The sequence below is a fragment of the Solirubrobacter soli DSM 22325 genome (genome assembly GCF_000423665.1).
Taxonomy (GTDB): domain Bacteria; phylum Actinomycetota; class Thermoleophilia; order Solirubrobacterales; family Solirubrobacteraceae; genus Solirubrobacter; species Solirubrobacter soli.
Map to the genome: position 1 here is coordinate 18,353 of NZ_KE384073.1, position 26,563 is coordinate 44,915.

Sequence of the window (26,563 nt, forward strand, 5' to 3'; positions counted from 1 at the left end):
AGCAGACCATGGACGGATTCACGCACGGGTCGACCCGCCGCCAGTTCTTCAAGGCGGCGGGCCTCGGAGCCGCCACAGTGGCCGTGGGCGGCGGCGTGCTCGCCGCCACCCGCGGAGCCGGGGAGGCTGCGGCGCAGGTCGCGGCCGTGAGCGCTCGCGATCACATCGTCCTCACCGGCGGCAACATCCTGCTCGCGGCGACCGACGGGTACATGACGGTGCCGGGCCGCGAGGACGATCCGCTCTACATCTTCGGCTTCATCCCGGTGACCGACGAGTCGGTCGGGGACCTCGAGCGCGACTTCAAGGGCCGCGCGCAGCACATCGCGCCGATCCTGGACACGACCGAGGGCACGGACGTGTACACGAAGGTGACCAACCTCGGCCTGGTCCAGCGGCCGGACCTCACCGACTCGCACACGCTGCATTGGCACGGCTTCCGCACGCCGACCGCCCTGTTCGACGGCGTCCCGGAGGTCTCCGTCGCGGTCCCGATCAGCCGCCAGTTCACCTACTTCTACCGGCCCCACAACGCGGGCACGTACATGTACCACTGCCATTTCGAGGACGTCGAGCACGTCCAGATGGGCATGACCTCGATCGTCTTCGTGCGCCCGGCGGGACACCCGAACTGGGCCTACGGCGACGCCTCGACGGCGTACGACCGCCACTTCGCGATCCTGCTCAACGAACTCTGGAACCACTACCACGACGGCGATCGGGACATCCAGGAGAGCATCGCCACCGACTACGACCCACAGTGGTTCACGCTCAACGGCCGCTGCTACCCGCAGACCGTGCTGCCCAACGACGACCCGTCGCTGCCGGCGAACCTGCGGATCCTGACCCTCAACGCCAACAACGGCGACGACGAGGCGAGCCAGCCGACCTCGGCCCTGATCCAGGTCAACCCGGGCGAGCGCGTGCTGCTGCGGCTGGCCAACCTGGGATACCTCCAGCACGCGATGGAGCTGCCGGGCATCCCGCTGCGGGTGATCGGCCAGGACGCCACGTTCCTCGGTGCGGGCACGAGCCTCGGTGTCACCTACGGCGACCGGCGGGTCAGCACCAACACGCTCTATCTCGGGCCGGGCGAGGCGCGCGACGTCTTGTTCACGGCACCGGCCTATAGCGCCTCGGCGCCGGCGTTCACCGACACCTGGGGCACCTACAACCGCTACTTCTTCCGCAACCGGGACTACCGCAGGCTCGCCAACGACGGCGCTCCCGGGGCGGGCGGCGCCAACGGGGCCGCGGCCGGCGTCGGCGGGATGGCGACCGAGGTGCGCGTGTACGCGCCCGCCAGCGCGCTCCCGGCGCCCGCGCCGGACTCAGCGGGACGGATCTCACCCAACCTGACCTACGTCCGGTGATGACGATGAGCAAGCGAACTGGACGATTCGGCCTTCTCCTCGGGCTCGCGGCGCTGCTCGCGGGCGCGTCGGTGGCGCACGCGGCGCCGAGCATCGGCATGGTCTGCAGCGCCGGCGGCCCCACGTTCGACCTCGTGGCGGACGCGGGTGACATCGCGACCCCGGACGGCAACAGCGTCTTCATGTGGGGATACGCGCCCGCCGCCGGAGACTTTCAGACCCCCGGTCCGGTGCTGTGCGTCAATCAGGGCGATACGGTCACGATCCACCTGCACAACGCCCTGCCCGAGAGCGCCTCGATCGTATTCCCGGGCCAGGACGGGGTGACGGCGATCGGCGGCAGCGCCGGCCTGTTCACGCGCGAGGCAGCACCCGGAGGCGATGTCACCTACGCGTTCACCGCCGGGCGGCCCGGCACGTATCTGTACGAGAGCGGCACGGACCCCTCCAAGCAGCTCGAGATGGGCCTCTACGGCGCGCTCGTGGTGCGCCCGGCCGGCCACGCGGATCAGGCCTACGGCGATTCCTCGACGCAGTTCGACCCGGGCCACGAGTTCCTGATCATGCTCAACGAGCTCGACCCCGATCTGCACCATGCGGTCGAGACCGGCGGCACGTATGACTTCAACGCGCTGCACAACCGCTATTTCAATGTGAACGGGCGGGAGTTCCCGGACACCGTCCAGGACAACGGCGTCTCGTGGCTGCCGAACCAGCCGTACGGCGCGCTCGTCCGCGTCCAACCGTACTGCAACCCGGCGAGCGCGAGCGATCCGCTGAATCCGCCCGGGTGCACGTCGACGTCACCCGCGAACCGGCTGCCGGCGCTGATCCGGATGATCAACGTGGGTGAGCTGAACCATCCGTATCACCCGCACGGCAACCACCTGCGCCAGATCGCGCAGGACGGCCGGCCGTTCGCCGCCGGCGCCTCCTCGGAGCACTTCGGCGAGACGATCGGCTCCGGGCAGACCGAGGACTATCTGCTGACCTGGGCCGACCAGGATTTCTGGGACGCCACGACCCGACAGTTCCCGAACGGGGTCGCCGCCATCGACTATCGCAACCTCACCTTCAAGGACGGCAACACGTTCTTCAGCGGCAGCGCGTACCTCGGGCACAAGGGCACCCTTCCCACGGGCTTCGTGTCGCAGAACATCTGCGGCGAGTGGTACTTCCCGTGGCATAGCCACGCGCTGAACGAGTTCGCCAACTTCGACGAGGGGTTCGGCGGCATGGCGACGCTCCTGCGCGTCGACCCGCGTGGCGGGTGCTCGGCCTTCCCGAGCTCGACGTCACTGGTCGGCGGCGTGCTCAAGAGCGGCACGGTGACCGACATGGCTGTCGATGACACGAACTACTACCAGGTCAACCCGAAGACGACGACGCGCCCGACGGCGACGACCGCGGCGCAGACGCAGGTCACCGTGGCCTCGGCTTCGGGCTTCCCGGCGGCGGGCACCTACTACGTGCGCATCGACAACGAGGTCCTGCAGGTGACGGGCGGCCAGGGGACGACGACGTGGACCGTCCTGCGCGGCCAGCTCGGCACCGCCGCTGCCACCCACGCCGCCGGGGCGGTCATCACCGCCCTGGCCGACGATTGGTACGCGGGGTTCTCCGGTCTCCCGGCGGGAGCGCAGAACCTGAAGCTGAGCTTCAGGGGCAAGAACTGCGCCACCACGACGGGGACGGCCTGCACGGCCCTGACGAGCAACCTCCCGCAGCAGACGCTGAAGATCTGCAACTGGACGATCGCCGGCGCGACCGGCTGCTCGACCGCGACCTCGAGCGGCTGGGTCACGCTGCCACCGCCGCCGGCGCAGCCCCGGAGCGTCGGTTCCGTGGAGGACCCGGCGCCGACGACGTGGACCTTGTCCGGCTCGACCAGCGCCTACATCGGCACCGGGTCCTACAAGGGCCAGGTGCGCGTGCTCCTGCATGCGCAGAGATGGACGGCGTCCAACCCCACGCCGTTCTCGACCTGGGGCAATGTCATGCAGCTCGTCTACGACGCGCCGTAAGGAGGAGAGGCACCGATGCGCAAGCGAGCGTACAGGCGGGTCCCGCAGGTCCTCTTCGTGTGCACCGTGGCGTTGCTCGCCGGCGGGGTGAGCGTCGCGACGCCGGCGAACCAGACGATCGACCTCTGCGCGACGACCGGCACCGTGACGCTGCCCGGCAACCTCGCCGTCGGAGTCTGGGGCTTCGTCCACAAGGGCGCTGCCGCCGACTGCAGCGACGTGGCCGGCACCGCGACGATCCCGGGGCCGGCCCTCAGCGTGGACGAGAACGACGTGGTGACGCTGAACGTCACCAACGCGCTGCCGCCAGGCCACACGATCTCGATCGAGGCTCCGGGCCTGACCTTCGATCCCGGCCCGACGGACGCTCCGGTCGGGAGCACGGTCACGCGCACCTTCACGGCCGGCGCGCCCGGCACGTACCTCTACGAGAGCGCCGGCGGCGGCGAGCGCCAGACGGCGATGGGGCTCTACGGCGCGCTCACCGTCCGCTCCGCCACCGCCGGGCGGGCCTACGACACGGCCTCCAGCGCGTACGACGTCGAGGCCCGGCTCGTGTTGAGCGCCATCGATCCGGCGTTCAACGACGACCCGGACGGGTTCGACATGCGCAGCTTCCTCCCCACGTACTGGCTCATCAACGGCAAGGCGTATCCGGACACCGACCCGATCCACGCGACCGCCGGTCAGAAGGTGCTGCTCCGCTACCTCAACGCCGGGCACGACAACACCACGATGGTGCTGCTGGGCATGGACGAGCGCGTGATCGCCAGGGACGCGAACGTCCTCGCCAACCCATTCGACGCCCATGCCGAGACGATCCCTGCGGGGGCGACCGAGGACGTGGTCGCGACGGTGCCGGCGGCGTCGTCGGGGTTGACGCACGGGTTCCCGCTGTACAACCGCCAGCTGCACCTCGGAAACGGATCGCCCCCGGGCGCCGCGCCGGGCGGCATGATGACCTTCATCCAGTCCCCGTGAGCCGGCGGCATGTCAGGACGTACCTCGGCCACTCGATCGCGCGCGACGCGCGCTCAGGTGCTGGGGGCGGCGGCGGGCGCGCTGGCGATGCTGGCCGCGCTCGCCGTGTACGAGCTGACGCGTGGTTCCGGAGTGGCATCGGCACCGGAGCCGCGATCGGCCGTCGTCGCCGCGCCGCTGCTCTCGCCGGCGGCCTTCGAGCAGCGCAGCGGCGTCCGGATCGTGCGCGTCGCGGTCTCGGGCGCGGGCGGGCTGGTCGACCTGCGCTACCAGGTGCTCGACGCGAACGCCGCGGCAGCGCTCCATGACGCGGCCACGCCGCCCCAACTCGTCGACGAACGGACGGGGGTGCTGGTCAACGGGCTGCTGATGGGCCACAGCCACAAGGGCCCGTTGCACCCCGCCCAGTCCTACTACCTCGTGTTCGACAACCCCGGCGGTCTCGTGCGGCGCGGAAGCCGGGTCACCGTCCAGCTCGGGGCGGCGCGCGTCGCCCACGTTCGGGTGCGGTGACGTCGATGCCGCGCCGCGGTCCGTTCCTCGCCGTCCTCGCCTTCGCCTTCGCCTTCGCCGCGCTCGCGCCTGACGCGGGCGCTCATGCCGCGCTCGTGCGCTCGACCCCGGCGGACGGCTCCAGCCTGGCGCGGGCGCCGCGCGAGATTCGCCTGCGTTTCAGCGAAGCGATCTCGCCTCGCTTCCGCGTCGTGCGGGTGATCGATGACCGCGGGCGGCCGGTCGCCAGAACCCGCGTGACGACCGATGCCGCACGCGGGTTGACCGTGCACGTCCCGGCTCTGCCCCGGGGGTCCTACCAGGTCGTCTGGGAGGTGCTGGCCGACGACGACGGACACGTGACCGGCGGCGCGCTGGCGTTCGGGGTCCGAGCGCGGCCGCTCGCCGCCCGCGCCGCCAGCGCGGGAACGGCGCCGGCCGCCCTCGAGGCGGCACTGCGGTCGCTGGACCTGGCGCTGTTGGTCGGCCTGATCGGGACGCTCGCGATGTCGGCCCTGCTGGCGCGCGTTCGGTCGCGGGCGCCGGCGGCGGCGGAGCGAGCGCAGCGGCGCCTGCTCGCGGGCGCCGGCATCGCCGCCGGCGCCGGCGCGCTGATCGGCCTGCTCCTGCTCGCGCGGCAGATGGGGCGCGTCGGCACCATCGCCGGGCGCGGCGCGACCGTGGCGGACGTGCTGGCCACGCGCTGGGGCGCGCTCTGGCTCGGGCGCGAAGCGGTGCTTTTCGCACTCGCGGGAGCGGCGCTGTGGCTGCGTGCGCCGCGCGGGTCGCGCGCCGTCGCCCTGCTCACCACCGTGCTCGTCGTCACGCTGGCGGCGATCCGGGCGCTGTCCGGGCATGCCGCGGCGGCGTCCCGACCTGGGCTCCAGGTCGCCGTGGCGAGTGCGCACATCCTCGCCGCCGGCGCGTGGATGGGAGGCGTCGTCGCGTTCGGCATGGCGCTCGCCGCCGCGCGCGGCGAGGCGGGGGCGCTGGCGCGCGCCTGCCGCGGGCCGTTCTCGCGCGCCGCCGGCCTGAGCATCGTCGTACTCGCGGTCACCGGTCTACTGGCGGCGGGTGCCCAGGTCGCCTCCGTCGACGCGTTGCTCACGACCGATTACGGACACACGTTGATCGCCAAGAGCCTGCTGGTCGTCACGGCGGCCGGTCTGGGGCTCGCGAACGCGCGCGCCCTGCGGCGGGGTGCGCTGCCGCGGGTGCTGCGCGTCGAGGCGGGTGCCGGAGCGGGCGCGCTGCTCGCGGCCGCCGTCCTGACGGCCTCGCCGCCCGCGAAGGGCCCGGAATTCGCCGCCCCGCGTCCGGTGGTCGCGCCGACGCTCGCCCGTCAGGCCGGCGATCTGCTCGTCACGGCGACCGCGCGGCCCAACCGCGCCGGGCCGAACGTCTTCAGCGTCCTCGCCGTCAGCTCGCGGCGACCGCCGCCGGCGCCGGTCACAGGTGTGGAGCTCCGGCTCACGCCGCCAGGCGGCCGTGCGCGCGACGTCGCGCTCGCCGCGCTCGGGCAAGGGCGCTTCGCCGGCGGCGCCGAGCTGGACACGGACGGCCGCTGGCGGATGACGGCGGTCATCGCCCGCGGAACACGCCGCGTCACGGTGCCGTTCGGCTGGACCGTGGCGGCGCCGGACCCGGCCCGCCCGGTGACCTACTCGGCGCGCCCGCTCGCGCCGCTGTTCGATCGTGCCGCCGCTCTGCTGGCGCTCCTGGTCGCCGGCGCCGGGGCGGCGGCCGTCGGGCTGCGCCGTGCGCGCGGCGGCCGTGCGCGTTCCCCGCTGATCGAGCCACTCGGCAAGGAGGCCTCATGACCCGCACCTTCCGCCTCGCCACGGCCGTGCTCGCCGCGGTGTCACTGATCGGCGCCGTCGCCGCGCCACGGGCGCAGGCCGCGGCGCGCATCGACGCCGCCGTCCAGACGCAGCTGCAGCGCGCGTCGGCGGATGACCGGATCGATGCCATCGTCGTGCTCCGCAGACAGGCCGCCCTACCCGTGCAGGCCGGTGCCACGCCCAGCATCCGCCGCGCGGGGATCCTGAGCGCGCTCCGCAGCCTCGCCGACACCGACCAGCGGCGGCTGCTGGCGCTGTTGGTGATCCGCCGGCTTCAGGGACGGGTCGCGCGCATCCGCCCGTTCTGGATCTTCAACGGCATCCACGTGATCGCCGACCCTGACGTGATCACCGAGCTCGCCGCGCTGCCTGAAGTGGCCGAGATCCGGCCCAACGCGACGGTCCAGGCGCCTGCGGCGCCGCTCGCGGCCGGACCACCCGAATGGAACGTCGCGCGGGTCGGTGCCCCGGCGCTGTGGAACCTCGGCTATCGCGGACAGGGGGTCGTCGTCGCGACGATGGACACCGGCGTCGACGCGACCCATCCGGACCTCGCCGCACGCTGGCGTGGGGGCACGAACAGCTGGTACGACCCCAACGGCGAGCATCCGACGACGCCGACCGACGTCAGCGGGCACGGGACATGGACGATGGGGACGATCGTCGGCGGCGACAGCGGCGGGACCGCGGTCGGCGTCGCGCCGGACGCGCGCTGGATCGCGGTGAAGATCTTCAACGACCACGGGGCCGCGACCACCGCCGGGATCCACGCGGGCTTCCAGTGGCTGCTGGACCCGGACGGCAACCCGGCGACCGACGACGCGCCGGACGTCGTCAACGACTCGTGGACGATGTCAGGCACCGCGTGCAACCTTGCGTTCCAGCTCGACCTGCGCAGCCTCCAGGCCGCGGGCATCCTGCCGGTCTTCGCGGCGGGCAACGGCGGCCCGGCGCCCGCAAGCGGGCTGAGCCCCGCCGACAATCCCGAGGCGTTCGCCGTCGGCGGCACGGACGCGGCGGACGGGATCGACCCAGGCTCGAGCCGCGGCCCGTCCGCCTGCGGGCAGGCCACCTACCCGAGCCTGACCGCGCCGGGCGTGGGTGTGCGCACGACGGACCTGTACGGTCTGTACACGACGGTGAGCGGCACGTCGATCGCGGCGCCGCACGCGGCGGGCGCGCTCGCCCTCCTGCTGAGCGCCTTCGGAGGCCTCGACGCCGAGCGGCAGTCGATCGCGCTGCGCAGCGGGGCGGTGGACCTCGGCGCCACCGGCCCGGACAACGACTATGGGGCCGGGCGCCTGGACGCCTCCGGGTCGTACGGGTGGCTGCTCGCCGCGCCGGACTTCACCGTGGAAGCGACGCCGCCGTCGGTCACGACGCCGGCCGGGGGCTCGGTCTCCTTCGGGCTCGATGTCCACGCGCGCAACGGCTTCTCGGGGGACGTCGCGCTCTCGCTCGCCGGGCTGTCCCCGGGCCAGGCGACCTGGGCGTTCACGCCGAGTGCGGTGCCGGGCGGCGAAGGGTCGTCGCAGCTGACGATCACCACCGCCGCGTCGCTCGCGCCGGGCACCTACCCGCTCACGATCACCGGCACGAGCGGGACGAGCACTCGCTCGACGCGCACGTCGCTGGTCGTGCCGGAGCCGCCGGGCTTCTCATTGGCGGCGAGCCCGTCCTCACAGCGGACCGCGGCGGGCGGGAGCGTCACGTACACCGTTTCCACCGCGGCGGTCGGCGGCTTCCAGGCGGACGTGGCCCTGTCACTCTCAGGTCTGACAGCGGCCCAGGGCAGCTGGAGCTTCGCCCCGAGCGCCACGATCGCCGGCGGCTCCGGGGCGGCGCAGTTGACCGTGACGACGTCCGCGACGCTGGCCCCGGGCGTGTACCCGCTCACGATCACCGCGACCGGTGGCGCGGTGACGCACACGGCAGCCGTGTCGCTCGTCGTGCCGGACTTCTCCCTGACGGCGACACCGTCCTCGCGCTCGACAACGCCGGGGACGGCGGTCACGTACACCGTCTCGGTGGGGGCCAAGAACGGCTTCTCCTCGAATGTCGCGCTCTCGCTGTCCGGGCTCGGCGCCACCCAGGCGACGTGGACGTTCACGCCCGCGAGCCTCTCGGGCTCCGGCACCTCGCAACTGAAGGTCACGACGGCGGCGACGCTGGCGCCTGGGACCTATCCGCTGATCGTCACCGGCACGAGCGGCGCGCTCACTCACACGGTGGGGGCGACGCTGATCGTGATGGACTTCGGCGTGACCGCGACGCCGGCCTCGGCAAGCGTCGTCGCCGGCCAGAACACGTCCATCACGATCGCAGTGTCGTCGGCCGGCGGCTTCGCGGGGTCCGTCGCGCTCTCCGTCACCGGCCTGCCCTCCGGGGTGACGGCGAGCTTCGTCCCCACGCCCCTCCAGGCACCGGGATCGTCGACGCTCACGGTCCGCACGACGCGGACGGCGACGCGCGGGACGTCCACGCTGACCATCACCGGCACGAGCGGCAGCCTGGTCCATCGCGCCACCGTCACCCTCACCGTGCGGTCGTGAGCGTGATCCGCGTGGCCTGCACGTAGCGGCGCCCGGCGGCGTCGGCGAGCCGGAGCGTGACCCACGCGTGCAGGCGGCCGTGGCGCCGCAGCGCCGAGCGAGCCGCGCGCGGGAGCACGACGCGCACCAGCGTCGTGGCGCCGGCGGCGATCCGGAAGGAGGCACGCGCGGTATGGCCGGCGGCGACGAGACGCAGCGCGCCCGTGAGGTCCTCGTCCGCCGGGCCGAGCCGGAGGCGGACCACGCCGCCGGCCGCGATGTACCGGCGCGCGACCGCGAGCCGCGGGGAACGGCGATCGGGCGCGGGAGCCGGAGCCAGGCCGCCCGCCGGATGACCGGGCGCGACGTTCGCCGGCGCGTCCAGCCCGCCGTTGGGCTCCTCCACGTGCGCGAGGGGAACCGGCGTGGCGCTGGGGGTCACGCTCGCGGTCGGTTCGGGCGAGGGGACGGCGGTCGGCGCAGGCGTCGGGTCGGGCGAGGGGACGGGTGTCGGCGCAGGCGACGGGCTGGGGGTCGGGTCGGGCGAGGGGACGGGTGTCGGCGCAGGCGACGGGCTGGGCGTCGGCGCAGGCGACGGGGTCGGGGTCGGCAGAGGCCCCGTGCCGAGGCAAGCGATCCTCGCCGTCGGCGAGTCCCACTCGGCGGGGTCCAACCCCTCGCCCCCGGTGACGTGGGTGCGCATGTCTCCTGAGACGCACGGGACGTCGAAGCTGAAGCCCACGCCGCGCCCTCCCGGCGTGTGGATGCTCACGTACGTCCTCTCGCTCGTGAGGCAGCCGACGTCGGTCCAGCCCGTCGCGTCCTGGCGCTGCACGCACGCCGTGATCTGGACGAAGACGTCGTTGGGGCAGTACATCGCGGACGCGGCGGCGTGGACGAATTCGAAGTCGTCGCCGTGCGCCACGCGCTGCGGCGTTGCGGCCGAGCGCGCGCACGGCTGAGCCGCCGCGTCGCCCGGGGCGGGCGACGCGAGCGTCAGGAACATCAGAACGACGAAGATGACCGGCGTGCGGCGCGTGTGGACACCGTCCCACGCGGGTTCAGATCCGACAACGCGCGGTCATCAATTGTCATCGAGCGCCCAGCTCGATCTTCTCCCACACGGCCTCGCCGCCGCGCGTCTTCAGCTCGGCCTCCTCGACCGCGCGGCCGGCGGTGAGGGCCTCAGGGCCGCAGCTGTCGTCGCCGTGGTCCTCGTGGTCTCCGTCACCGTGCTCGCCGTCGTCGTCGCCCTCGTCGTCATCTCCGGGACCGTCGCTCGACGGCTTTGCCGTCGCGTCGTCGCACTCGATCTCGGTGTCGGCCGTCACCTTGGCCACGAGCGTTCCGCCTTTTGCGAGCGCGATCGTCAGGACATCGCCCGTCAAGGACGTGACCGTCCCGGCATTCTCGTCGCCGTCCTCGATGCCGTCGTCATCGGTGTCGTCGTCGCGCGGATCGAGCTTGGCCTTCCACTCGCCGCGGTTGTTCAGCCCGTCGCCGTCCTGATCGCGCCTGGCCTGGTTGACCTTGAGCGACAGATGGTGCTGGCGCTCCCACCGGTCGGGGATCCGGTCGCGATTGCGGTCACCGGAAGCGGAAGCCGCGCCGGCGAGCAACAGCGATCCGGCGAGCACGAGTGCCGTCGCTGCCAATCCTGCAATGGTCCTGATACGTCTCATACCTATGCAGACGCCCCAGGGCGCGCTGCGTGACGATCGGATCTCAGTCCGCCTCGCCGTCGTTCTCACGCTCGGCCTCGGGCTTGTCGCCGTCGTTGCCACCATCCGACCCCGATTGGCGGGCGTCCTCGGGTTCGGCCTCGCCGATCTGCACCAGCGTCTCGTCCTGGTCGGCGGTCGCCGTCGGCGACGCTTCCCGGCGTTCGGAGTCGTCGTCGTGTTCGCGCTCGGCCCGCGTGGGTTCAGCGGTCCGGCGCGGCCGCGGTGTCACGGTGGGTGTCGGTGTCGGCGTCGGCGCGGCCCGGCGGCGCGGGGCGGCCGGCGCCTGCGGTTTCGTCGTGCGAGCGGCGAGCACCGGGGGCGCGGTCGACGTGGGCGTGGCCGTGGCCTTCGCCGGGCGCGGCCTGCGCGTCATCGCCGTGGTCGTCGGCTCCGGCTGCTGATGTTGGACCACCGGCGCGGTCGCATGTGCCGGCCGCGGATCGCGCGAGACGAGCGCCGGCGCGCTGACCACCGTCGCCGCCACGCCCGCGACCGCGCCGGCCTTGGCGAACGTCGCCGCGGCGCCCGCCCCGCCCGCGCCCGTGACGAGCCCCGCGATCCGCACGCTCATCGACTCGCCGCCGCCCGCGCCCGCGGCCCACGTGACCAGCGGCAGCGGCGCGAGTGCGGTCGCCGCAGAGCGCAGCGAGGAACGGGCGCGGTGCACGAGCTGACGCACGGCCACCCGCGACACGCCGAGCTCCTCGGCCACCTCGTCCTGACTCATGCCTTGAACCGCGATCCGCAGGAGCGCCTCGCGCTGGCGTGGCGGCAGCCCGGCAATCGTCTCGAGCGTCTCCTGGACGACCTCGCGCCGCTCGGCCTCCTCCTCCGGGCTCGCGGCCACGCTCAGCGTGTCGACCAGCTCCGCCCCCGCGTGGCCGGCGCGGCGGCGGTGGCTGATCGCCGCGTTGCGCACGATCCGGAACAGCCACGCCCGCGCGTCGTGCACGTCGTCGCCGCGTCGCAGCGCACGCCACGCGGCGAGCAGCGCCTGCTGCAGCACGTCCTCGGCGCGGCCGTCGTCGACCATGCGGCGACACGCGGACAGCAGCGGGCGGCGATAGCGGCGCACGAGCGTCTCGAAGGCACGCTCATGGCCCGCGCGGATGAGCGCGACCAAGCGCTCGTCGGACTGGCTGCGCAGGAGCACCGCGGACGTACGGCTCATATCCACTAGACGCCTACCCCGTCCGGAAGGTTACGCGCCCTCATCTATCGTGATCGCTCATGGTCATCGCCATCGACGGTCCCGCCGGGGCCGGAAAGTCCACTGTCGCGCGCGCCGTCGCCGAGCGGCTCGGCTACACGTACCTGGACACGGGGGCGATGTATCGCTGCGTGGGGCTCGCCGCCGCGTCCGACACCGCCACCGCGCCCGGCGACGTCGCCGCGCGCGTGAAGATCGAGCTGCACGACCACCAAGTGCTGCTCGACGGGCGCGACGTCACCGACGCGATCCGCACCGCCGAGGCCTCGGAGGCCGCGTCGCGCGTCGCCGCCGACCTCGCCGTGCGCAAGGCGCTCGTGCGCAAGCAGCAGGAGATCGTCGCCACCGGCGACTGGGTCGCCGAGGGCCGCGACATCGGCACGGTCGTCGCGCCCGACGCCGCGGTCAAGGTCTTCCTCACCGCCGATCCCGAGGAACGCGCGCGGCGCCGCGCGAAGGACCTCGGCCAGGCGGTCGAAGAGGTGCTCAAGGCGCAGCGCGAGCGCGACGAGCGCGACCAGACCGCGGATCGCTCGACGCTCGAGGCGCCCAAGGACTCGACCCCCGTCGACACCACCGGCCTGACGCTGGAGCAGGTCATCGACCAGGTCGTGACGCTCGCCGTCGAGGCCAAGGAGATCGAGGCATGAAGGTCGCGGTCGTCGGCTATCCCAACGTCGGCAAGTCGAGCCTCGTCAACCGCCTCACGCAGTCGCGCGAGGCGGTCGTACACGAGCGGCCGGGCATCACGCGCGACCGCAAGGAGCTCGCGACCGACTGGAACGGGCGCAGCTTCACGCTGATCGACACGGGCGGCGTGGACCTAGAGGACGAGGATCCGCTGGCGGTCTCGATCCAGGACCAGGCGCGGGCCGCACTGGCCGACGCGCAGGTCGCGCTGTTCGTGGTCGACGCGCGGGCCGGGATGCGCCCCGGCGACGCGGAGATCGCCGAGATCCTGCGCCGCGGCGACGTGCCGATCGTGGTCGCGGCCAACAAGATCGACTCGCCCAACGACCTGATGCTCGTCCACGACTTCCACCAGCTCGGGCTGGGGGAGCCGATCGCGGTCTCCGCCGCCCAGGGCCTGGGCACGGGCGACCTGCTCGACCGCCTCGTCGAGCTGCTGCCCGAGGACGACGAGATCCCCGACGACGAGGACGAGGTCGTCCGTCTCGCGGTGATCGGGCGTCCGAACGTCGGCAAGTCCAGCCTCGTCAACGCTTTCCTGGGTTACGAGCGGGTGATCGTCTCAGACGTCGCCGGCACGACCCGCGACGCGATCGACACCAAGATCGAGGTCGAGGGCCGCAAGCTCGTGCTGGTCGACACGGCCGGCATCCGCCGCCAGGCGAAGGTCACCGAGTCCGTCGAGTACTACACGACGCTGCGCTCGCAACGGGCGGCCGAGCGCGCCGACGTCGCGCTCGTCGTCTGCGACGCGCAGGACGGCGTCACGGCGCAGGACCTGCGGATCGCCGAGCTCGCGATGAAGTCGGGCTGCGCGACCGCGATCGTGCTCAACAAGTGGGACGTGACCGGCGGCGACGGCGACCCGCTCGGCCCGGGCGGCGGCGTCGGCGCGGCGGAGCTCGACGCCGAGCGCGCCCGCGTCAACGGCAAGCTGCGCCTGCGCCCGAAGGTCCTGACCGCGAGCGCCAAGACCGGCCGTCACATCGCGCGGCTGTTGACCGAGGCGCTGAGCATCGCCGAGCGCGCCCGCCACCGGATCCCGACGCCGGAGCTGAACAAGTTCCTCGCCGAGGTCATCCAGCAGCGCCAGCCCCCGGCCAAGCAGGGCCACCGGCTGAAGATGCTCTACATCACCCAGATCGGCGAGAACCCGCCGCGGTTCGCGATCCAGGTCAACTCGCGCCAGCGGGTGACCCGCGATTACGCCTATTTCGTGGAGAACCGCCTGCGCGAGCGGTACGGGCTGGAAGGCGTGCCCGTGATCATCGATTTCGTCGAGCGCAAGAACCGCTCGCGGACTGAACGAACGTCCTAACAAGCGAACCACGGAAAGCCGCTAGGCTTTCACCCTTCGGCTTTGCGCCTCGCGTTCACGCACGCGCGAAGACAAGCAACGACGCGGAGCGATCCTCGAGATCCTATGACCCAGCTGAGCGACAACGAGTACCTGTTCACGTCCGAGTCCGTCACCGAGGGCCACCCGGACAAGGTCGCCGACCAGATTTCCGACGGCGTCCTGGACGCCGTCCTGCGTGAGGACCCGACCGGTCGTGTGGCGTGCGAGACCCTCGTGAACACCGGCCTCGTGGTCGTCTCGGGCGAGATCTCCACGTCGACGTACGTCGACATCCAGGAGATCGCCCGCGAGACGATCCGCAAGATCGGCTACGTCGACGCCGACCTCGGCTTCTCGGCCGACTCCTGCGCGGTCATCAACGCGATCGACAAGCAGTCCCCGGACATCGCCCAGGGTGTCGACCAGGCGCTGGAGAAGCGCACGGACGCCTCCGACGACGATGAACTCGACATCGCCGGCGCCGGCGACCAGGGCATGATGTTCGGCTACGCGTCCAACGAGACCGAGGAGCTCATGCCGCTCCCGATCTCGCTCGCGCACAAGCTCGCCGAGCGGCTGGCCGCGGTCCGCAAGGACGGCACGCTGGACTACCTGCGTCCCGACGGCAAGACCCAGGTCTCCGTCCGCTACCGCGACGGCAAGCCGGTCGAGATCGAGAAGCTGCTGATCTCCACCCAGCACCGCGAGGGCGCCGAGGAGCTCATCCCGAACGACCTGTGGGAGCACGTCGTCCTGCCGATCCTGCCGACGGAGCTCTACGACGCGGAGAAGCTGCGCAAGAACTTCCTCGTCAACCCGACCGGCCGCTTCGTCATCGGCGGCCCGGTGGGCGACGCGGGCCTGACCGGCCGCAAGATCATCGTCGACACCTACGGCGGCATGGCCCGCCACGGCGGCGGCGCGTTCTCCGGCAAGGACCCGTCGAAGGTCGACCGCTCGGCCGCCTACGCCGCCCGCTACGTGGCCAAGAACCTGGTCGCCGCCGGCCTCGCCGACCGCGTCGAGGTCCAGGTCGCCTACGCCATCGGCGTCGCGCACCCGGTCTCGGTGATGGTCGAGACGTTCGGCACGGAGAAGATCGGCCGCGGCCGCATCGCCGCCCTCGTCGACGAGTTCTTCGACCTGCGCCCGGGCGCCTTCCGCGAGTACCTGAAGCTCCACCGTCCGATCTACCAGAAGACGGCGGCGTACGGCCACTTCGGCCGCGACGACGAGGACTTCACGTGGGAGAAGACGGACAAGGCCGAGGCGCTGCGTGAGGCCGCCGGCCTCGGCGCCGCCGATCCGGTCGCCTAGTCGTTTCATGAGCCGCGGCTGACGCCGCGCTGTTCGGGGTAAGGACCCCCTGTCCGACAGGGGGTCTTACCTTGAATCAAGTTCGCCTCGACACCAACTGGGTCGACTACACGATCGTCCTGACGTACTTCGCGGTCGTCCTCGGTGTCGGTTTCGCCGCCAAGCGCTACATCCGGTCGAGCCTCGACTACTTCCTGAGCGGACGCTCGCTGCCCGCCTGGATCACCGGCCTGGCGTTCATCTCCGCCAACCTGGGCGCGACCGAGGTGCTCGGCATGGCCGCCAACGGCGCCCAGTACGGCGTCGCGACGGTCAACTACTACTGGATCGGCGCGATCCCGGCCATGGTCTTCCTCGGCCTGGTGATGATGCCGTTCTACTACGGCTCCAAGGTCCGCTCGGTCCCGGAGTACCTGCTCCAGCGCTTCAACACGGCCTCGCACAAGTTCAACTCGTGGACGTTCGCGCTCGCGACCATCCTGATCGCCGGCGTGAACCTGTACGCGCTCGCGCTGGTCCTGAACTTCCTGCTCGGCTGGCCGATCATCGTCGGCATCATCGTGGCGGCGGTCATCGTCGCCGCCTACATCACCCTGGGCGGCCTTTCCTCGGCGATCTACAACGAGGTGCTGCAGTTCTTCGTGATCCTCGCGGCGCTGATCCCGATCGCGATCGTCGGCCTGCACGACGTCGGCGGCTGGAGCGGCCTGCAGGACAAGTTCAAGCAGACCGACGTGGGCGAGAAGGGCCTGCACGCCCTGCAGGGGACCGGGATCGGCGACGTGGTCAACCCGATCGGGGTGTCCTGGGTCGGGATCGTGTTCGGCCTGGGCTTCGTGCTCGCGTTCGGCTACTGGACGACGAACTTCGCCGAGGTGCAGCGCGCGCTCTCGGCCAAGGACCTCTCGGCCGCCCAGCGCACCCCGCTGATCGGCGCGATCCCGAAACTCTTCCTGCCGTTCATCATGATCCTGCCGGGCATGATCGCCCTGGTCGTGATCCCCAAGCTGGGGACGACCGATCAGCTGCAGTACAACAACGCGATCCCGCTGTTGATGAACAAGTACCTGCCCAACGGCATGCTCGGGATCGCGCTCACGGGCCTGATGGCCTCGTTCATGGCCGGCGTGGCCGCGAACGTCTCGGCGTTCAACACGGTCGTCACCACAGACCTCGTCGAGCCGTACTTCAAGCCGAACATGCCCGACGAGTGGTACGTGCGCTTCGGCCGCATCGCGACCGTCGGCGGCATCGGGATCAGCATCTTCACCGCGCTGATCGCGTCGACCTACGACAACCTCATGAACTACCTGCAGGCGCTGTTCTCGATCTTCAACGCGCCCCTGTTCGCGACGTTCATCATCGGCATGTTCTGGAAACGGATGACGCCCGCCGCGGGCTTGTGGGGGCTGATCGCGGGCACCGCGACGGCGGCCTTGACCTTCGTCCTCTACAAGGCCAAGGTGATCCACTTCGGCTCGGACCTGGCGGAGTCGATGGTCGGCGCGTCGCTGGCGTTCATCGTCGACGCGGTGGTCTCGGTGGCGGTGACGATGCGCACGCAGCCCAAGCCCGTGGAGGAGCTGCAAGGCCTTGTCTATGGCATGGCCAACACCGACGACAGCGTCGCGAAGTCGCACGCGCCGGCACTGCTCGGCGGGTTCGTCCTTGTCGGTGCCGCGATCCTGACCGTAGTGTTCTGGTAGGAGGAGACGACCGTGTCTGAAACGACTTCCAGGGCCGAGCGCGCGGCGAACCTGTTCGACCTGCGCCGGATCATCGGCGGCGTCTTCGTCGCCTGGGGCGTGCTGCTGACGATCCTCGGGCTGACGGACTCCGAGGCCGAGGCCAACAAGGCCGCGGGGATCAACATCAACCTGCTCGCGGGGATCGGGATGCTCGTCGTCGGGCTGATCTTCCTCGCGTGGGCGTTCAGCCGCCCGCTGGGCGAGGACCTGCGCGAGGCCGAGGAGGACGAGCGCGCCGGGTCGCCGGCCCACGCCGCTCCACGCGGCGTCGACGCCGCCGCGCTCGCCTCAGAGCAGTCGCGCCGGCGGGTTCGGGGCGACCGCGAGGGAACCGGCGGGCCGGGCGACTCCGGGGGGTAGGAGCGCCAGGACCGAGCCGCCGAAGCCGCCGCCGACCATCCGGGCTCCGGCGGCTCCGGCGGCCTTGAGCTGCGCCACCGTGCGCTCGACCTCCGGGACGGACGCCGCATAGTCGTCGCGCAGCGAGGCGTGCGAGGCGTCCAGCAGCTCGCCCACGCGTTCGAGGTCGTGCGCCTGAAGCGCCGCCGCGGTCGCGTCCACGCGGGCGTTCTCGGAGACCACGTGGCGCGCGCGCTTGAGCAGGACGCCGTCGAGCGCGCCCAGGTCGCCCGCGTCGCGCAGCGAGTCGATGCCGAGCGCCTCGCAGGCCGCGCGGCACTCGGCGCGGCGCTGGTTGTAGCCGGAGGCGGCGAGATTGTGGGTCGCGCCGGAGTCCTTGGTCACCAGCTGCCAGTCACCGAGGTCGAGCGGGAAGCGCTCGACCTCGAGGCTCGTGAAGTCGATCCGCAGGACGTGGGCCTCGGCGCTCAGCAGCGACGCGAACTGGTCCAGCAGCCCGGTCTCCGCGCCCACCCAGTCGTTCTCCACCCGCGAGCAGAGCTTCGCCAGGTCGCGCAGGTCCTCCGGCGGCGTGTGGCCGGAGAACGCGAGCAGCGCGAGCGCCAGCGCGGCCTCGAGCGCGGCGCTCGAGGAGAGCCCGCTGCCCCGCGGCACGTTCCCGGTCATCACCAGGTGGGCGGGCCGCAGCTCGTAGCCGGCGGCCTGCAGCTCGGCGATCATCCCGCGGTGGAAGTTCTTCCACCCGCGCACCCGCTTGGCCTTGGAGAACTCGTCGTGCTCGTGGAAGTCCATGGCGTCGACGACCCAGCGCTCGGACGGCGTCGCGGTGACGGTCACGCCGCGCTCGATCGCGAACGGCATCGCCAGGCCGCCGTTGTAGTCGGTGTGCTCGCCGATCAGGTTGACCCGGCCCGGGCCGAACGCGACGACCTTGTCACGCGAGGCGTTCACGCATCACCCGCACGGCTTCGGGGCTCTCGTCGATCAGCAGGTAGCGGCGGCCGAGCTTGCGGGCGACGGCGCCGAGCGTGCCGGAGCCGGCGAACGGATCGAGGCAGAGATCGCCTTCGCGCGACGACGCCTGCACGAACCGCCGCAGCAACCCTTCCGGCTTCTGCGTCGGGTAGCCGGTCTTCTCACGGCCCGTGGGGGAGACGATCGTGTGCCACATCACGCTCACCGGGCGCTTTCCGCGCCTCGCCTTCTCCGGCGTGACCAGTCCGGGCGCCATGTACGGCTCGCGATCGACGCCCTCGGAATCGAAGTAGTAGGCGCGCGGGTCCTTGACGTAGACGAGGATCGTGTCGTGCTTCTGCGGCCAGCGGCCCTTCGGCTTGGCGCCGTAGTCGTAGGCCCAGATCAGCTCGTTCAGGAAGCACTCCCGCCCGAAGAGCTCGTCAAGCAAGAGCTTTACGTAATGGGCCTCGCGGTAGTCGAGATGCAGGTACAGCGTGCCGGTGGGGTGGAGGACCCGGCGCAGCTCCTCCAGGCGCGGCGTGAGGAACCCGAGGTAGTCGTCGAAGTCGTCCTTGTACGACGACTCGGCCAGCAGCTTGGTCGTGTAGCGGCGTCCGCCGAACCCCGTCCGGTCGCCGTCGGCGCCCGCGGCCACCGTCGCCAGGCTGCGCCGCACCTGGGTGCGGCCGGTATTGAACGGCGGGTCGGCGTAGACCATCTGCGCGACGCCGTCGCCGAGCTCGCGCAGGTGCGGCAGGTTGTCGCCCTCGAGGATCAGTGGCGGCCACCGGTCAACGCGGCGGCGGCGCCCAGCACGAGGTAGACGCCGCCGGTCACCTTCCCCCCGCCGCCACGGGAGGGCAGCCGGCCCACCGCGGCCGCCGAGACGATCGCGTACAGGCAGTCCATCGCGAAGCCCAGCGCGCCGAGGAAGACGAGGTAGGCGGCGCCCAGATAGCGCAGCGCGTCGAAGGCGGTCGCGCTGGAGGCGATCAGCGCGGAGAGCCCGGCCGCGGCCGCGCACACGTGCAGGATCGTGCCGGTCTCCAGGCCGAGCGCGGACGCCAGACCGGACCGGCGGCCCTCGCTCGTCGAGCGGGTCGCGACGTAGACCATGTTCGGCCCGGGGATGGCGATCAGCGTCAGCGCCGCGAGGGCGAAGAGAGCGAGCGTCGACGGCGCGGGCACGTCCGGAGCCTACCGCCACCCACGGCGTCCCCTCATCTGCCGTGTCTACGTTCGCTGGCGATCCATTCAGCAGGGAGGTAGTAGATGAAGGATTCGTTGGCGGTGGCCGCGCTCGTCGCGGCCGGGCTCGTCGTCGTCCCGACCGCCTCGGCGGCGCCGGCGGGGCGCAAGCCGATAGCGGCCTCGGGGCCGAAGGTCACGGCGGGGGCCGTCGATCAGGGAGCGGCGGCCAAGACCGCGCCGCAGGCGTTGCGGGTCTACCTGGCGCCGAAGGGCGGCGAGGACGCGCTCAAGGCCGCGGTCGACGCGGTGTCCACCCCCGGCAGCGCGACCTACGGGCAGTTCGTCTCGCCCGGGGAGTTCCGCGCCCGCTACCAGCCCGACCAGGCGACGATCAAGAGCGTCAAGCAGTGGCTGAAGACCGAGGGGCTCAAGCCCGGAGCGGTCGAGGCCTCAGGGCGATACATCGCCGTGACCGGCGACGCCGCCGCGGCCGAGGCCGCCTTCGCCACGACCCTGCACGACTTCACGCAGGCCAGTCAGACCTTCCAGGCGCCGACCGCGACGCCCAGCGTCCCGGACTCGGTGGCGTCGGCGATCCTCGCGGTCTCGGGGCTCGAGACCAAGGAGGGGGTGATGCGGCCGAAGCAGTCGTTTCCACCCCCGCCCGCGTTCGTGAACGCCCGCCCGTGCTCGACCGGCTACGGCTCGACCCCGGCCAAGTACCAGGCCGACTTCAAGACGCCGCTGCCGGCGTTGGACGGCGCGACGCTGCCGTACTCGCCGTGCGGCTACCAGCCGGCGCAGCTGCGCGGCGCCTATGAGGGCGGCTCGCCGTACACCGGGGCGGGGGTGACCGTCGGCATCGTCGACGCGTACGCCGCACCCACGATCGAGGCCGACGCGGACACATACGCCTCCCGCCACGGCGACGCCGGCTTCGCGCCCGGCCAGCTCGCCCAGAGCGCGCCGAAGAAGTTCACCCACGCCAAGGAGTGCGACCCGTCCGGTTGGTTCGGCGAGGAGACGCTCGACGTCGAGGCCGTGCACGCGATGGCGCCCGGCGCCACGGTGCACTACTACGGCGCACAGAGCTGCGAGAACACCGACATCGCCGACACGCTCGACCAGGTGGTCGACGAGGACGCGGTCTCGATCGTCTCCAACTCCTACGGCGACACCGAGTCCAACGAGTCGCTCGACGACATCGTCGCCAACGAGCAGGCGTTCCAGCAGGGCGCGCTCGAGGGGATCACGTTCTTCTTCTCCTCCGGCGACGACGGCGACGAGGTCGCCGCGACCGGCACGCTGCAGGCCGACTATCCGGCCTCGGACCCGTACATCACCTCGGTCGGCGGGACGTCGACCGGGATCGGCGCGGACGGCTCGCTGGTCTTCCAGACCGGCTGGGGCACGCAGAAGTACGCGCTCACGCCCGACGGGACGGCCTGGACGCCGCAGGGCTTCCTCTACGGCGCCGGCGGCGGGTTCTCGTCGCTGTTCAACCGGCCGGACTACCAGAGCAAGGTCGTGCCGGCCTCCACGCCCGCGGGCCGTGCCTACCCGGACGTCGCGATGGACGCCGACCCGACCACCGGCATGCTCGTGGGCGAGACCCAGCAGTTCCCGTCCGGCGCCGCGTACGGCGAGTACCGGATCGGCGGGACGAGCCTCGCCTCGCCGCTGATGGCGGGCGTGCAGGCGCTGACCCAGCAGCGGGCGGGCGCGCGGATGGGCTTCATCAACCCGGCGCTCTACCAGGCCGCCAAGAAGAAGCCCGGCCAGTTCCTCGACGTCACCGGGCCCGGCCCGGACGCCGGGAACGTCCGCGCCGACTACGTCAACAGCATCGATCCGTCAGGCGGGATCCTCTACAGCGTCCGCACGTTCAACCAGGACTCGAGCCTGGTCGTCACGCCGGGCTGGGACGACGTGACCGGCATCGGCGCGCCGAGCCCGAAGTACATCAACGCGTTCAACGCCGTCGGCTAGCCCTGCCAGGCTTGGGCGCGTGATCGCCCGGGTCGAGCCGCTGACGACGACGCGCCGCCTCTCCGGGCCCTTCGACTACCGCGTCGAGGGGCCTGTGGAGGTGGGTGCGCTGGTGCGGATGCCGTTCGGTCACCAGAAGCTCGACGGGGTCGTGGTCGGCGTGGCCGACAGCACCGAGGTGCCGGACGAGAAGCTGGTCGACGTCTCAGCGGTGCGCGGGGACTCGATCCCGCGCGACCTGGTCGACCTGGCGCTGTGGATGGCCGAGGAGTACTGCTCGACGCCCGCGCGGGCGCTCGGGCTGGTCTCGCCGCCGCCGGGCAAGGCGAAGACGATCTTCTGGGCCGAGGCGACCGGGGCCGGCGGTCGCGTGAACGAGAACCAGGAAGCGCTCCTCTCACGGCTCCCGGGGCCCGCGGGCGGTGACCTGGCCGCGCTGCGCCGGCTCGAGAAGCGCGGGCTGGTGGAGATCACCGAGCGGGTCGCCCGGCGCGCGCCGCGCACGAACCCGGCGCCGGACCGGCCGGTCGAGCTGACCGGCGCGCAGGCGGACGCCTTGGCGGCGATCGAGGCCGCGCCGGGCGCGTCGCACCTGCTGCACGGCGTGACCGGCTCGGGCAAGACCGAGGTCTACCTGCGTGCCGCCGCCGCGGCGCTGGAACGCGGGGAGGGGGTGATCGCGCTCGTCCCGGAGATCGCGTTGACGCCGCAGACCGTCGCGCGCTTCGCCGCGCGGTTCGGCGACACCGTCGCGCTGCTGCACTCCGCGCTCTCCGAGGGGGAGCGCTACGACGAGTGGCGCCGGTTGCGCACCGGCGAGGCGCGGATCGCGGTCGGCCCGCGCAGCGCCGTCTTCGCCCCCGTCGAGAACCTCGGGCTGATCGTCGTCGACGAGGAACACGACAGCTCCTACAAGCACGAGGGCGACCCGCGCTACGACGCCCGCCACGTCGCCGCGTACCGCGCCTGGCAGAGCGGAGCGCGGCTGCTCGTCGGCTCGGCGACCCCGCGCCCGGAGACCGTGCACCGGATGTCGCGGCTGCGGCTCCCCACGCGGGTCGCGGGCGGCAACGACCTGCCGCCCGTCCGCGTGCTCGACATGCGCGGCGCCCACTACGCCCTGCACCCCGAGACGCGGCGGGCTCTCGGCGCCGCCCGCAAGTCGATCGTGCTGCTCAACCGGCGCGGGTGGTCGAACTTCCTCACCTGCAAGGCCTGCGGGAAGGCGTGGGAGTGCCCGAACTGCGACGTCGCGCTCGTCCTGCACCGCGCCGAGCACGCGCTCACCTGCCACCACTGCGGCCATCGCGAGCGGGTCCCGGACCGCTGCGACGCCTGCGGCTCGCTCGCGGTCGCCCGCCACGGCGCCGGCACAGAGCGCGTCGAGGCCGAGCTGCGCCACGCGCTGCGCGTGCCGGTCTTCCGCCTCGACGCCGACACGACCGTCAACAAGGACGCGGTCCCGGAGCTGCTGGGGCGCTTCCTCGCCGCGCCCGAGGGGTTGCTGCTGGGCACGCAGATGGTCGCCAAGGGCCACGACTTCCCCGACGTGACGCTGGGTGTCGTGTTGGACGCCGACTCGACCCTGCGCTTCCCCGACTTCCGGGCGGAGGAGCGCACGTTCGCGCTGATCGCCCAGCTCGCCGGGCGGGCCGGGCGAGGGCCGAAGGGCGGGCGGGTGCTCGTCCAGACGACCACGCCGGACGCCCCCGCGATCGTCGCCGCCGCCCGCCACGACGCCGACGGCTTCGTGCGCGATGAGCTGGAGCGCCGCCGCGGCTGGGGCTACCCGCCGTTCTCGGACCTGATCCGGATCGTCACCTCGACGCTGGAGGACGCCGCGGGTGCCCGCGCGGCGTCCGCGCGCCTGGCGGGCGAGTTGGCGGACCTGCGCGACACCGAGCTCCTCGGCCCCGCTCCGTTGTTCCGCCTGCGCAACCGCGAGCGCTACCAGCTCGTGCTCAAGACGACCGCCCGGGCAGACGCCATCCACGCCGTGGGCGAGGCCGTCGAGGCCGCCGCCCGCGACAAGACCTTCCGCGACGTCAACTTCTCAGTCGACGTCGATCCAACATGACGCCCTGGTTCCACGAGCCGAACGCGACGCGGTCGGCGCTGTAGGCGGCGCGCGGCGCAGGACGTCGACCGGCGCGTTGGTCTCGAAGGGCCAGGCGCGGGCGCGCAGCACCAGCTCGTCCCGCGTCAGGCTCGCGTAGGCGACGCGCCGGCCGTCCTGCGTGCCCGCGACCTCGCCGATCATCCGCTCCGGCTCGGTCTCGCGCAGCACCTCGTCACCGGTCTCGGCGTCGCGGACGAGCGGCAGGCCGTCCCAAGAGGCCTGCAGGAACTGCGTGCCCGGGCCGAACACCTGGTCGGTGCCCTTGCTGATCCGCCGCCGCGGGATGGTGCGCAGCGGCGCCAAGGTCGACGCCTCGAGCACGTGCGCCGTTGCGCAACGGGAACGCCGCCGGTGGCGGCGTCCCACAGCAGCAAGCGCTGCCCGCGCTCGGCCACGAGCGCCGACCCGCCCGCAAGATAAAGGGGTCTGACCCCTTTATATTCCTTGCGATGGCGGAAGAAGTACACGGGCAGGTCGCGGAGCCCCAGGACAAGCTCGATCCCGAGACCCGGGCGCGGCGCGAGGCGGCGCTGCGGCTCGTCCGCAAGTACGGCGATCCCGTGCTGCGGTCACGGGCGCTGGAGATCGATCGCTTCGACGACGCGCTCGTGGACGAGGTCCGCCGCATGGGGGCGCTCATGCACGACGCGTACGGGATCGGCCTGGCGGCGACCCAGGTGGGTGTGATGCATCGCCTGCTCGTCTACCGGACCGAGCTCGAGGGCTCGGTGGCGGCGCTGGTGAACCCGGTGCTCGAGTGGTCGAGCAAGGAGAAGGAGACCTCCGAGGAGGGCTGCCTGTCGTTGCCGGGGGTGGGCGTCGAGGTCGAGCGGCCGGTGCACGTCCGCGTGCGCGCCCAGGACGAGCGCGGCGAGCCGGTGCTCGTCGAGGCCTCGGGCCTCGAGGCGCGGGTCATCCAGCACGAGATGGACCACCTCGACGGCGTGCTGATCATCGACAAGACGTCGCGCGACCAGCGCAAGCAGGCCATGCGCACGCTGCGCGAACAGCTCGACCCGGCCGTCGCTTGAGGAACGTCTTCCTCGGGACGACGGCGTTCGCGGCGGTCGTGCTGCGGCGCCTCGCCGACTCCGCACACCGCCCGCAGCTCGTCATCACCCGCCCGGACGCCAAGCAGGGTCGCGGCCAGAAGCTCGCGCCGCCGCCGGTGGCCGTTCTCGCCCGCGAGCTGGGGATCGACGTCATCCAGCCCGAGAAGCTGCACGAGCCGGAGATCCTCGAGCGGATCGCCTCCGTGGAGCCCGAGGTCCTGACCACGTGCGCCTACGGCGTGCTGATCAAGGAGCCGCTGCTCTCGGACTACGAGATGATCAACGTGCACCCGTCGCTGCTGCCGCGCTGGCGCGGCGCGGCGCCGATCGAGCGGGCGATCATGGCGGGGGACGACGAGACCGGCGTGGCGATCATGCGCGTCACCGCGGGGTGGGACTCCGGGGCGGTGTACGCGATCGAGCGCACGCCGATCGGGCCGGACGACGACTACGGCACGCTGTCGGCCCGCCTCGAGACGATCGGCGCGGACCTCCTCGTCAAGGTGCTCGATGAGCGTCCCACGCCCGTCGAACAGGACGAGGCGTTCGTCACCTACGCGCACAAGATCGGCCCGCGCGAGCGCGCGCTGGACCCGACGCAGACGCCTGAGGAGGTCGAGCGGACGATCCGCGCGCTGCGGCCGCACATCGGCTCGCGCCTGCAGCTGCCGGACGGCACGTTCCTCGGCGTCATCGCCGCCCGCGTGGCCGGCGCGACCCGCGCGCCCGCCGGCGGCCTCGTCCGCGCCGAAGGGGACCGCCTCCTGCTCGACTGCCACGGCGGCGCGCTGGAGCTCACCGAGGTCCGGCCCGCCGGCGGCCGCCCGATGGCCGCGGCGGAGTGGCTGCGCGGCCGGCCCGACGCGACGCTCGTGAACTTCCGGCTGGACCCGGCGCTGCCCGGCCGCGACCTCGACGAGGTCCTCGAGCGGGCGAAGGCCGAGTGGGCGGACCGGGACGACGAATGGCAGCCGCACGTGTGCGCGCTCGCCGCCCGCGGGACCCAGGACGTGCTCGACGCGATGGTCGCGCTCGGCGGGGACCCCGACGCGCTCAACCGCGAGCTCGCCGCCTACGTGCTCGGGCAGCTGGGGACGGCCGCGCCCGCGCTGCCGGCCGCGCAGGACGCCGCGCTGAGCGCGATGGCCGAGCGCGAGGACGACGCCGAGGTGCTCTCGGCGATCGCCTGCGCGTTCGGGCACCTCGGTGCGCCGCACGGCGAGGCCTGGCTGCTCGCCCAGCGCGCCCACGAGGACCCCGACGTCCGCGAGGCGGTCGCGTTCGCCCTCGGCGGGCGCGAGGGCGACGACGTCACGGGCGCGCTGATCGAGCTCTCCTCGGACGCGTCGAGCGGCGTGCGCGACTGGGCCACGTTCGCGCTCGGCACGCTCGCCCGCGAGAACTCGCCGCAGCTTCGCGACGCGCTCGCGGCCCGCCTCGACGACCCGGACGCCGAGACGCGCCTGGAGGCCGTCCACGGTCTCGCCGTCCGCGGCGACCACCGCGCGGACGAGCCCGCCCGCGACCTGCTCGCCGCCAACGAGGACGTCGAGAGCGTCTGGACGCGGCACCTGCTGGCCGAGACGGCCAGCCACATCGACGAGGCATAACGACATCCGGCGCCG

Annotated in this window: 22 protein-coding genes; 15 read left to right on the plus strand and 7 right to left on the minus strand. The window is 72.4% G+C overall.

Translation table 11 applies throughout. The annotated features are described in order from the left end of the window. The first annotated feature begins 8 nt into the window (after positions 1-8). Genes G569_RS55935 through G569_RS0140980 form a run of 6 tightly spaced genes read left to right on the plus strand, consistent with a single transcriptional unit; the run spans position 9 to position 9,263 of the window. Complete coding sequence (locus G569_RS55935; protein ID WP_169542365.1) at positions 9-1,373, plus strand: multicopper oxidase domain-containing protein; 1,365 nt, start codon at positions 9-11, stop codon at positions 1,371-1,373. A 5-nt stretch (positions 1,374-1,378) separates the two neighbouring features. Beyond that, a complete protein-coding gene (locus G569_RS60135; RefSeq protein ID WP_169542366.1) occupies positions 1,379-3,397 on the plus strand; it encodes a multicopper oxidase domain-containing protein in 2,019 nt (672 codons plus the stop codon). 15 nt (positions 3,398-3,412) lie between these two features. Further along, positions 3,413-4,378, plus strand: coding sequence for a multicopper oxidase domain-containing protein (locus tag G569_RS0140965; protein ID WP_028067697.1), 966 nt, complete (start codon positions 3,413-3,415; stop codon positions 4,376-4,378). A 9-nt stretch (positions 4,379-4,387) separates the two neighbouring features. After that, positions 4,388-4,891, plus strand: a complete 504-nt coding sequence (locus G569_RS0140970) for a hypothetical protein (protein WP_157592656.1) — start codon at positions 4,388-4,390, stop codon at positions 4,889-4,891. A gap of 5 nt (positions 4,892-4,896) precedes the next feature. Continuing rightward, positions 4,897-6,690, plus strand: coding sequence for a copper resistance CopC/CopD family protein (locus G569_RS0140975; protein WP_157592657.1), 1,794 nt, complete (start codon positions 4,897-4,899; stop codon positions 6,688-6,690). After that, positions 6,687-9,263, plus strand: a complete 2,577-nt coding sequence (locus tag G569_RS0140980) for a S8 family serine peptidase (RefSeq protein ID WP_028067700.1) — start codon at positions 6,687-6,689, stop codon at positions 9,261-9,263. Before G569_RS0140975 ends, G569_RS0140980 begins: the two co-directional genes overlap by 4 nt. Here G569_RS0140980 and G569_RS63480 read toward each other — a convergent pair. The 3 genes from G569_RS63480 to G569_RS60145 form a co-directional block, all read right to left on the minus strand. Beyond that, complete coding sequence (locus G569_RS63480; RefSeq protein WP_028067701.1) at positions 9,247-10,248, minus strand: hypothetical protein; 1,002 nt, start codon at positions 10,246-10,248, stop codon at positions 9,247-9,249. The two genes, G569_RS0140980 and G569_RS63480, sit on opposite strands and share 17 nt — an antisense overlap. A gap of 85 nt (positions 10,249-10,333) precedes the next feature. Then, on the minus strand, positions 10,334-10,897 hold the full coding sequence (locus tag G569_RS60140) for a hypothetical protein (protein WP_157592658.1): 564 nt from the start codon (positions 10,895-10,897) through the stop codon (positions 10,334-10,336). A gap of 70 nt (positions 10,898-10,967) precedes the next feature. After that, positions 10,968-12,137 (minus strand): sigma-70 family RNA polymerase sigma factor, encoded by a 1,170-nt coding sequence (locus tag G569_RS60145; protein ID WP_084286283.1) that lies wholly within the window; start codon positions 12,135-12,137, stop codon positions 10,968-10,970. Between the two features lie 59 nt (positions 12,138-12,196). On the opposite strand from G569_RS60145, the gene cmk reads away from it, so the two are divergent. The 5 genes from cmk (at position 12,197) to G569_RS65020 (ending at position 17,630) form a co-directional block, all read left to right on the plus strand. After that, the gene (gene cmk, locus G569_RS0141000; RefSeq protein WP_028067703.1) at positions 12,197-12,826 is read left to right on the plus strand and encodes a (d)CMP kinase; all 630 of its coding nucleotides are present in this window, start codon (positions 12,197-12,199) and stop codon (positions 12,824-12,826) included. Then, complete coding sequence (der, locus tag G569_RS55955) at positions 12,823-14,184, plus strand: ribosome biogenesis GTPase Der (protein WP_037502975.1); 1,362 nt, start codon at positions 12,823-12,825, stop codon at positions 14,182-14,184. The genes cmk and der overlap by 4 nt, the downstream gene beginning before the upstream one ends. A gap of 105 nt (positions 14,185-14,289) precedes the next feature. Continuing rightward, positions 14,290-15,522, plus strand: a complete 1,233-nt coding sequence (metK, locus tag G569_RS0141010) for a methionine adenosyltransferase (protein WP_028067704.1) — start codon at positions 14,290-14,292, stop codon at positions 15,520-15,522. Positions 15,523-15,593: 71 nt separating this feature from the next. Beyond that, on the plus strand, positions 15,594-17,228 hold the full coding sequence (locus G569_RS0141015; protein ID WP_028067705.1) for a sodium:solute symporter family protein: 1,635 nt from the start codon (positions 15,594-15,596) through the stop codon (positions 17,226-17,228). A 12-nt stretch (positions 17,229-17,240) separates the two neighbouring features. After that, positions 17,241-17,630, plus strand: coding sequence for a hypothetical protein (locus tag G569_RS65020; RefSeq protein WP_064750574.1), 390 nt, complete (start codon positions 17,241-17,243; stop codon positions 17,628-17,630). On the opposite strand, the gene galK is transcribed toward G569_RS65020, so the two are convergent. The 3 genes from galK to G569_RS62050 are packed head-to-tail and all read right to left on the minus strand — an operon-like array spanning position 17,559 to position 19,775. Beyond that, the gene (gene galK / locus G569_RS55965; RefSeq protein WP_053227764.1) at positions 17,559-18,581 is read right to left on the minus strand and encodes a galactokinase; all 1,023 of its coding nucleotides are present in this window, start codon (positions 18,579-18,581) and stop codon (positions 17,559-17,561) included. The two genes, G569_RS65020 and galK, sit on opposite strands and share 72 nt — an antisense overlap. Next, entirely contained in the window at positions 18,565-19,305 is a 741-nt protein-coding gene (locus tag G569_RS55970) for a DNA-methyltransferase (protein ID WP_084286284.1), read from the minus strand. Before G569_RS55970 ends, galK begins: the two co-directional genes overlap by 17 nt. A 56-nt stretch (positions 19,306-19,361) precedes the next feature. Beyond that, a complete protein-coding gene (locus G569_RS62050) occupies positions 19,362-19,775 on the minus strand; it encodes a LysE family translocator (protein WP_211233228.1) in 414 nt (137 codons plus the stop codon). A gap of 84 nt (positions 19,776-19,859) precedes the next feature. On the opposite strand from G569_RS62050, the gene G569_RS0141040 reads away from it, so the two are divergent. Both G569_RS0141040 and priA read left to right on the plus strand, forming a co-directional pair. Next, entirely contained in the window at positions 19,860-21,767 is a 1,908-nt protein-coding gene (locus G569_RS0141040) for a S53 family peptidase (protein WP_028067706.1), read from the plus strand. Positions 21,768-21,786: 19 nt separating this feature from the next. Beyond that, on the plus strand, positions 21,787-23,844 hold the full coding sequence (priA, locus tag G569_RS0141045; RefSeq protein WP_028067707.1) for a replication restart helicase PriA: 2,058 nt from the start codon (positions 21,787-21,789) through the stop codon (positions 23,842-23,844). On the opposite strand, the gene G569_RS0141050 is transcribed toward priA, so the two are convergent. Next, positions 23,821-24,189, minus strand: coding sequence for a hypothetical protein (locus G569_RS0141050; protein ID WP_157592659.1), 369 nt, complete (start codon positions 24,187-24,189; stop codon positions 23,821-23,823). The two genes, priA and G569_RS0141050, sit on opposite strands and share 24 nt — an antisense overlap. Before the next feature lie 146 nt (positions 24,190-24,335). Between G569_RS0141050 and def the strand changes: the two genes are divergently transcribed. Continuing rightward, on the plus strand, positions 24,336-24,917 hold the full coding sequence (def, locus tag G569_RS0141055) for a peptide deformylase (protein WP_028067709.1): 582 nt from the start codon (positions 24,336-24,338) through the stop codon (positions 24,915-24,917). After that, positions 24,914-26,548, plus strand: a complete 1,635-nt coding sequence (locus G569_RS64335) for a formyltransferase family protein (RefSeq protein WP_064750575.1) — start codon at positions 24,914-24,916, stop codon at positions 26,546-26,548. Before def ends, G569_RS64335 begins: the two co-directional genes overlap by 4 nt. The last annotated feature ends 15 nt before the right edge of the window (positions 26,549-26,563 follow it).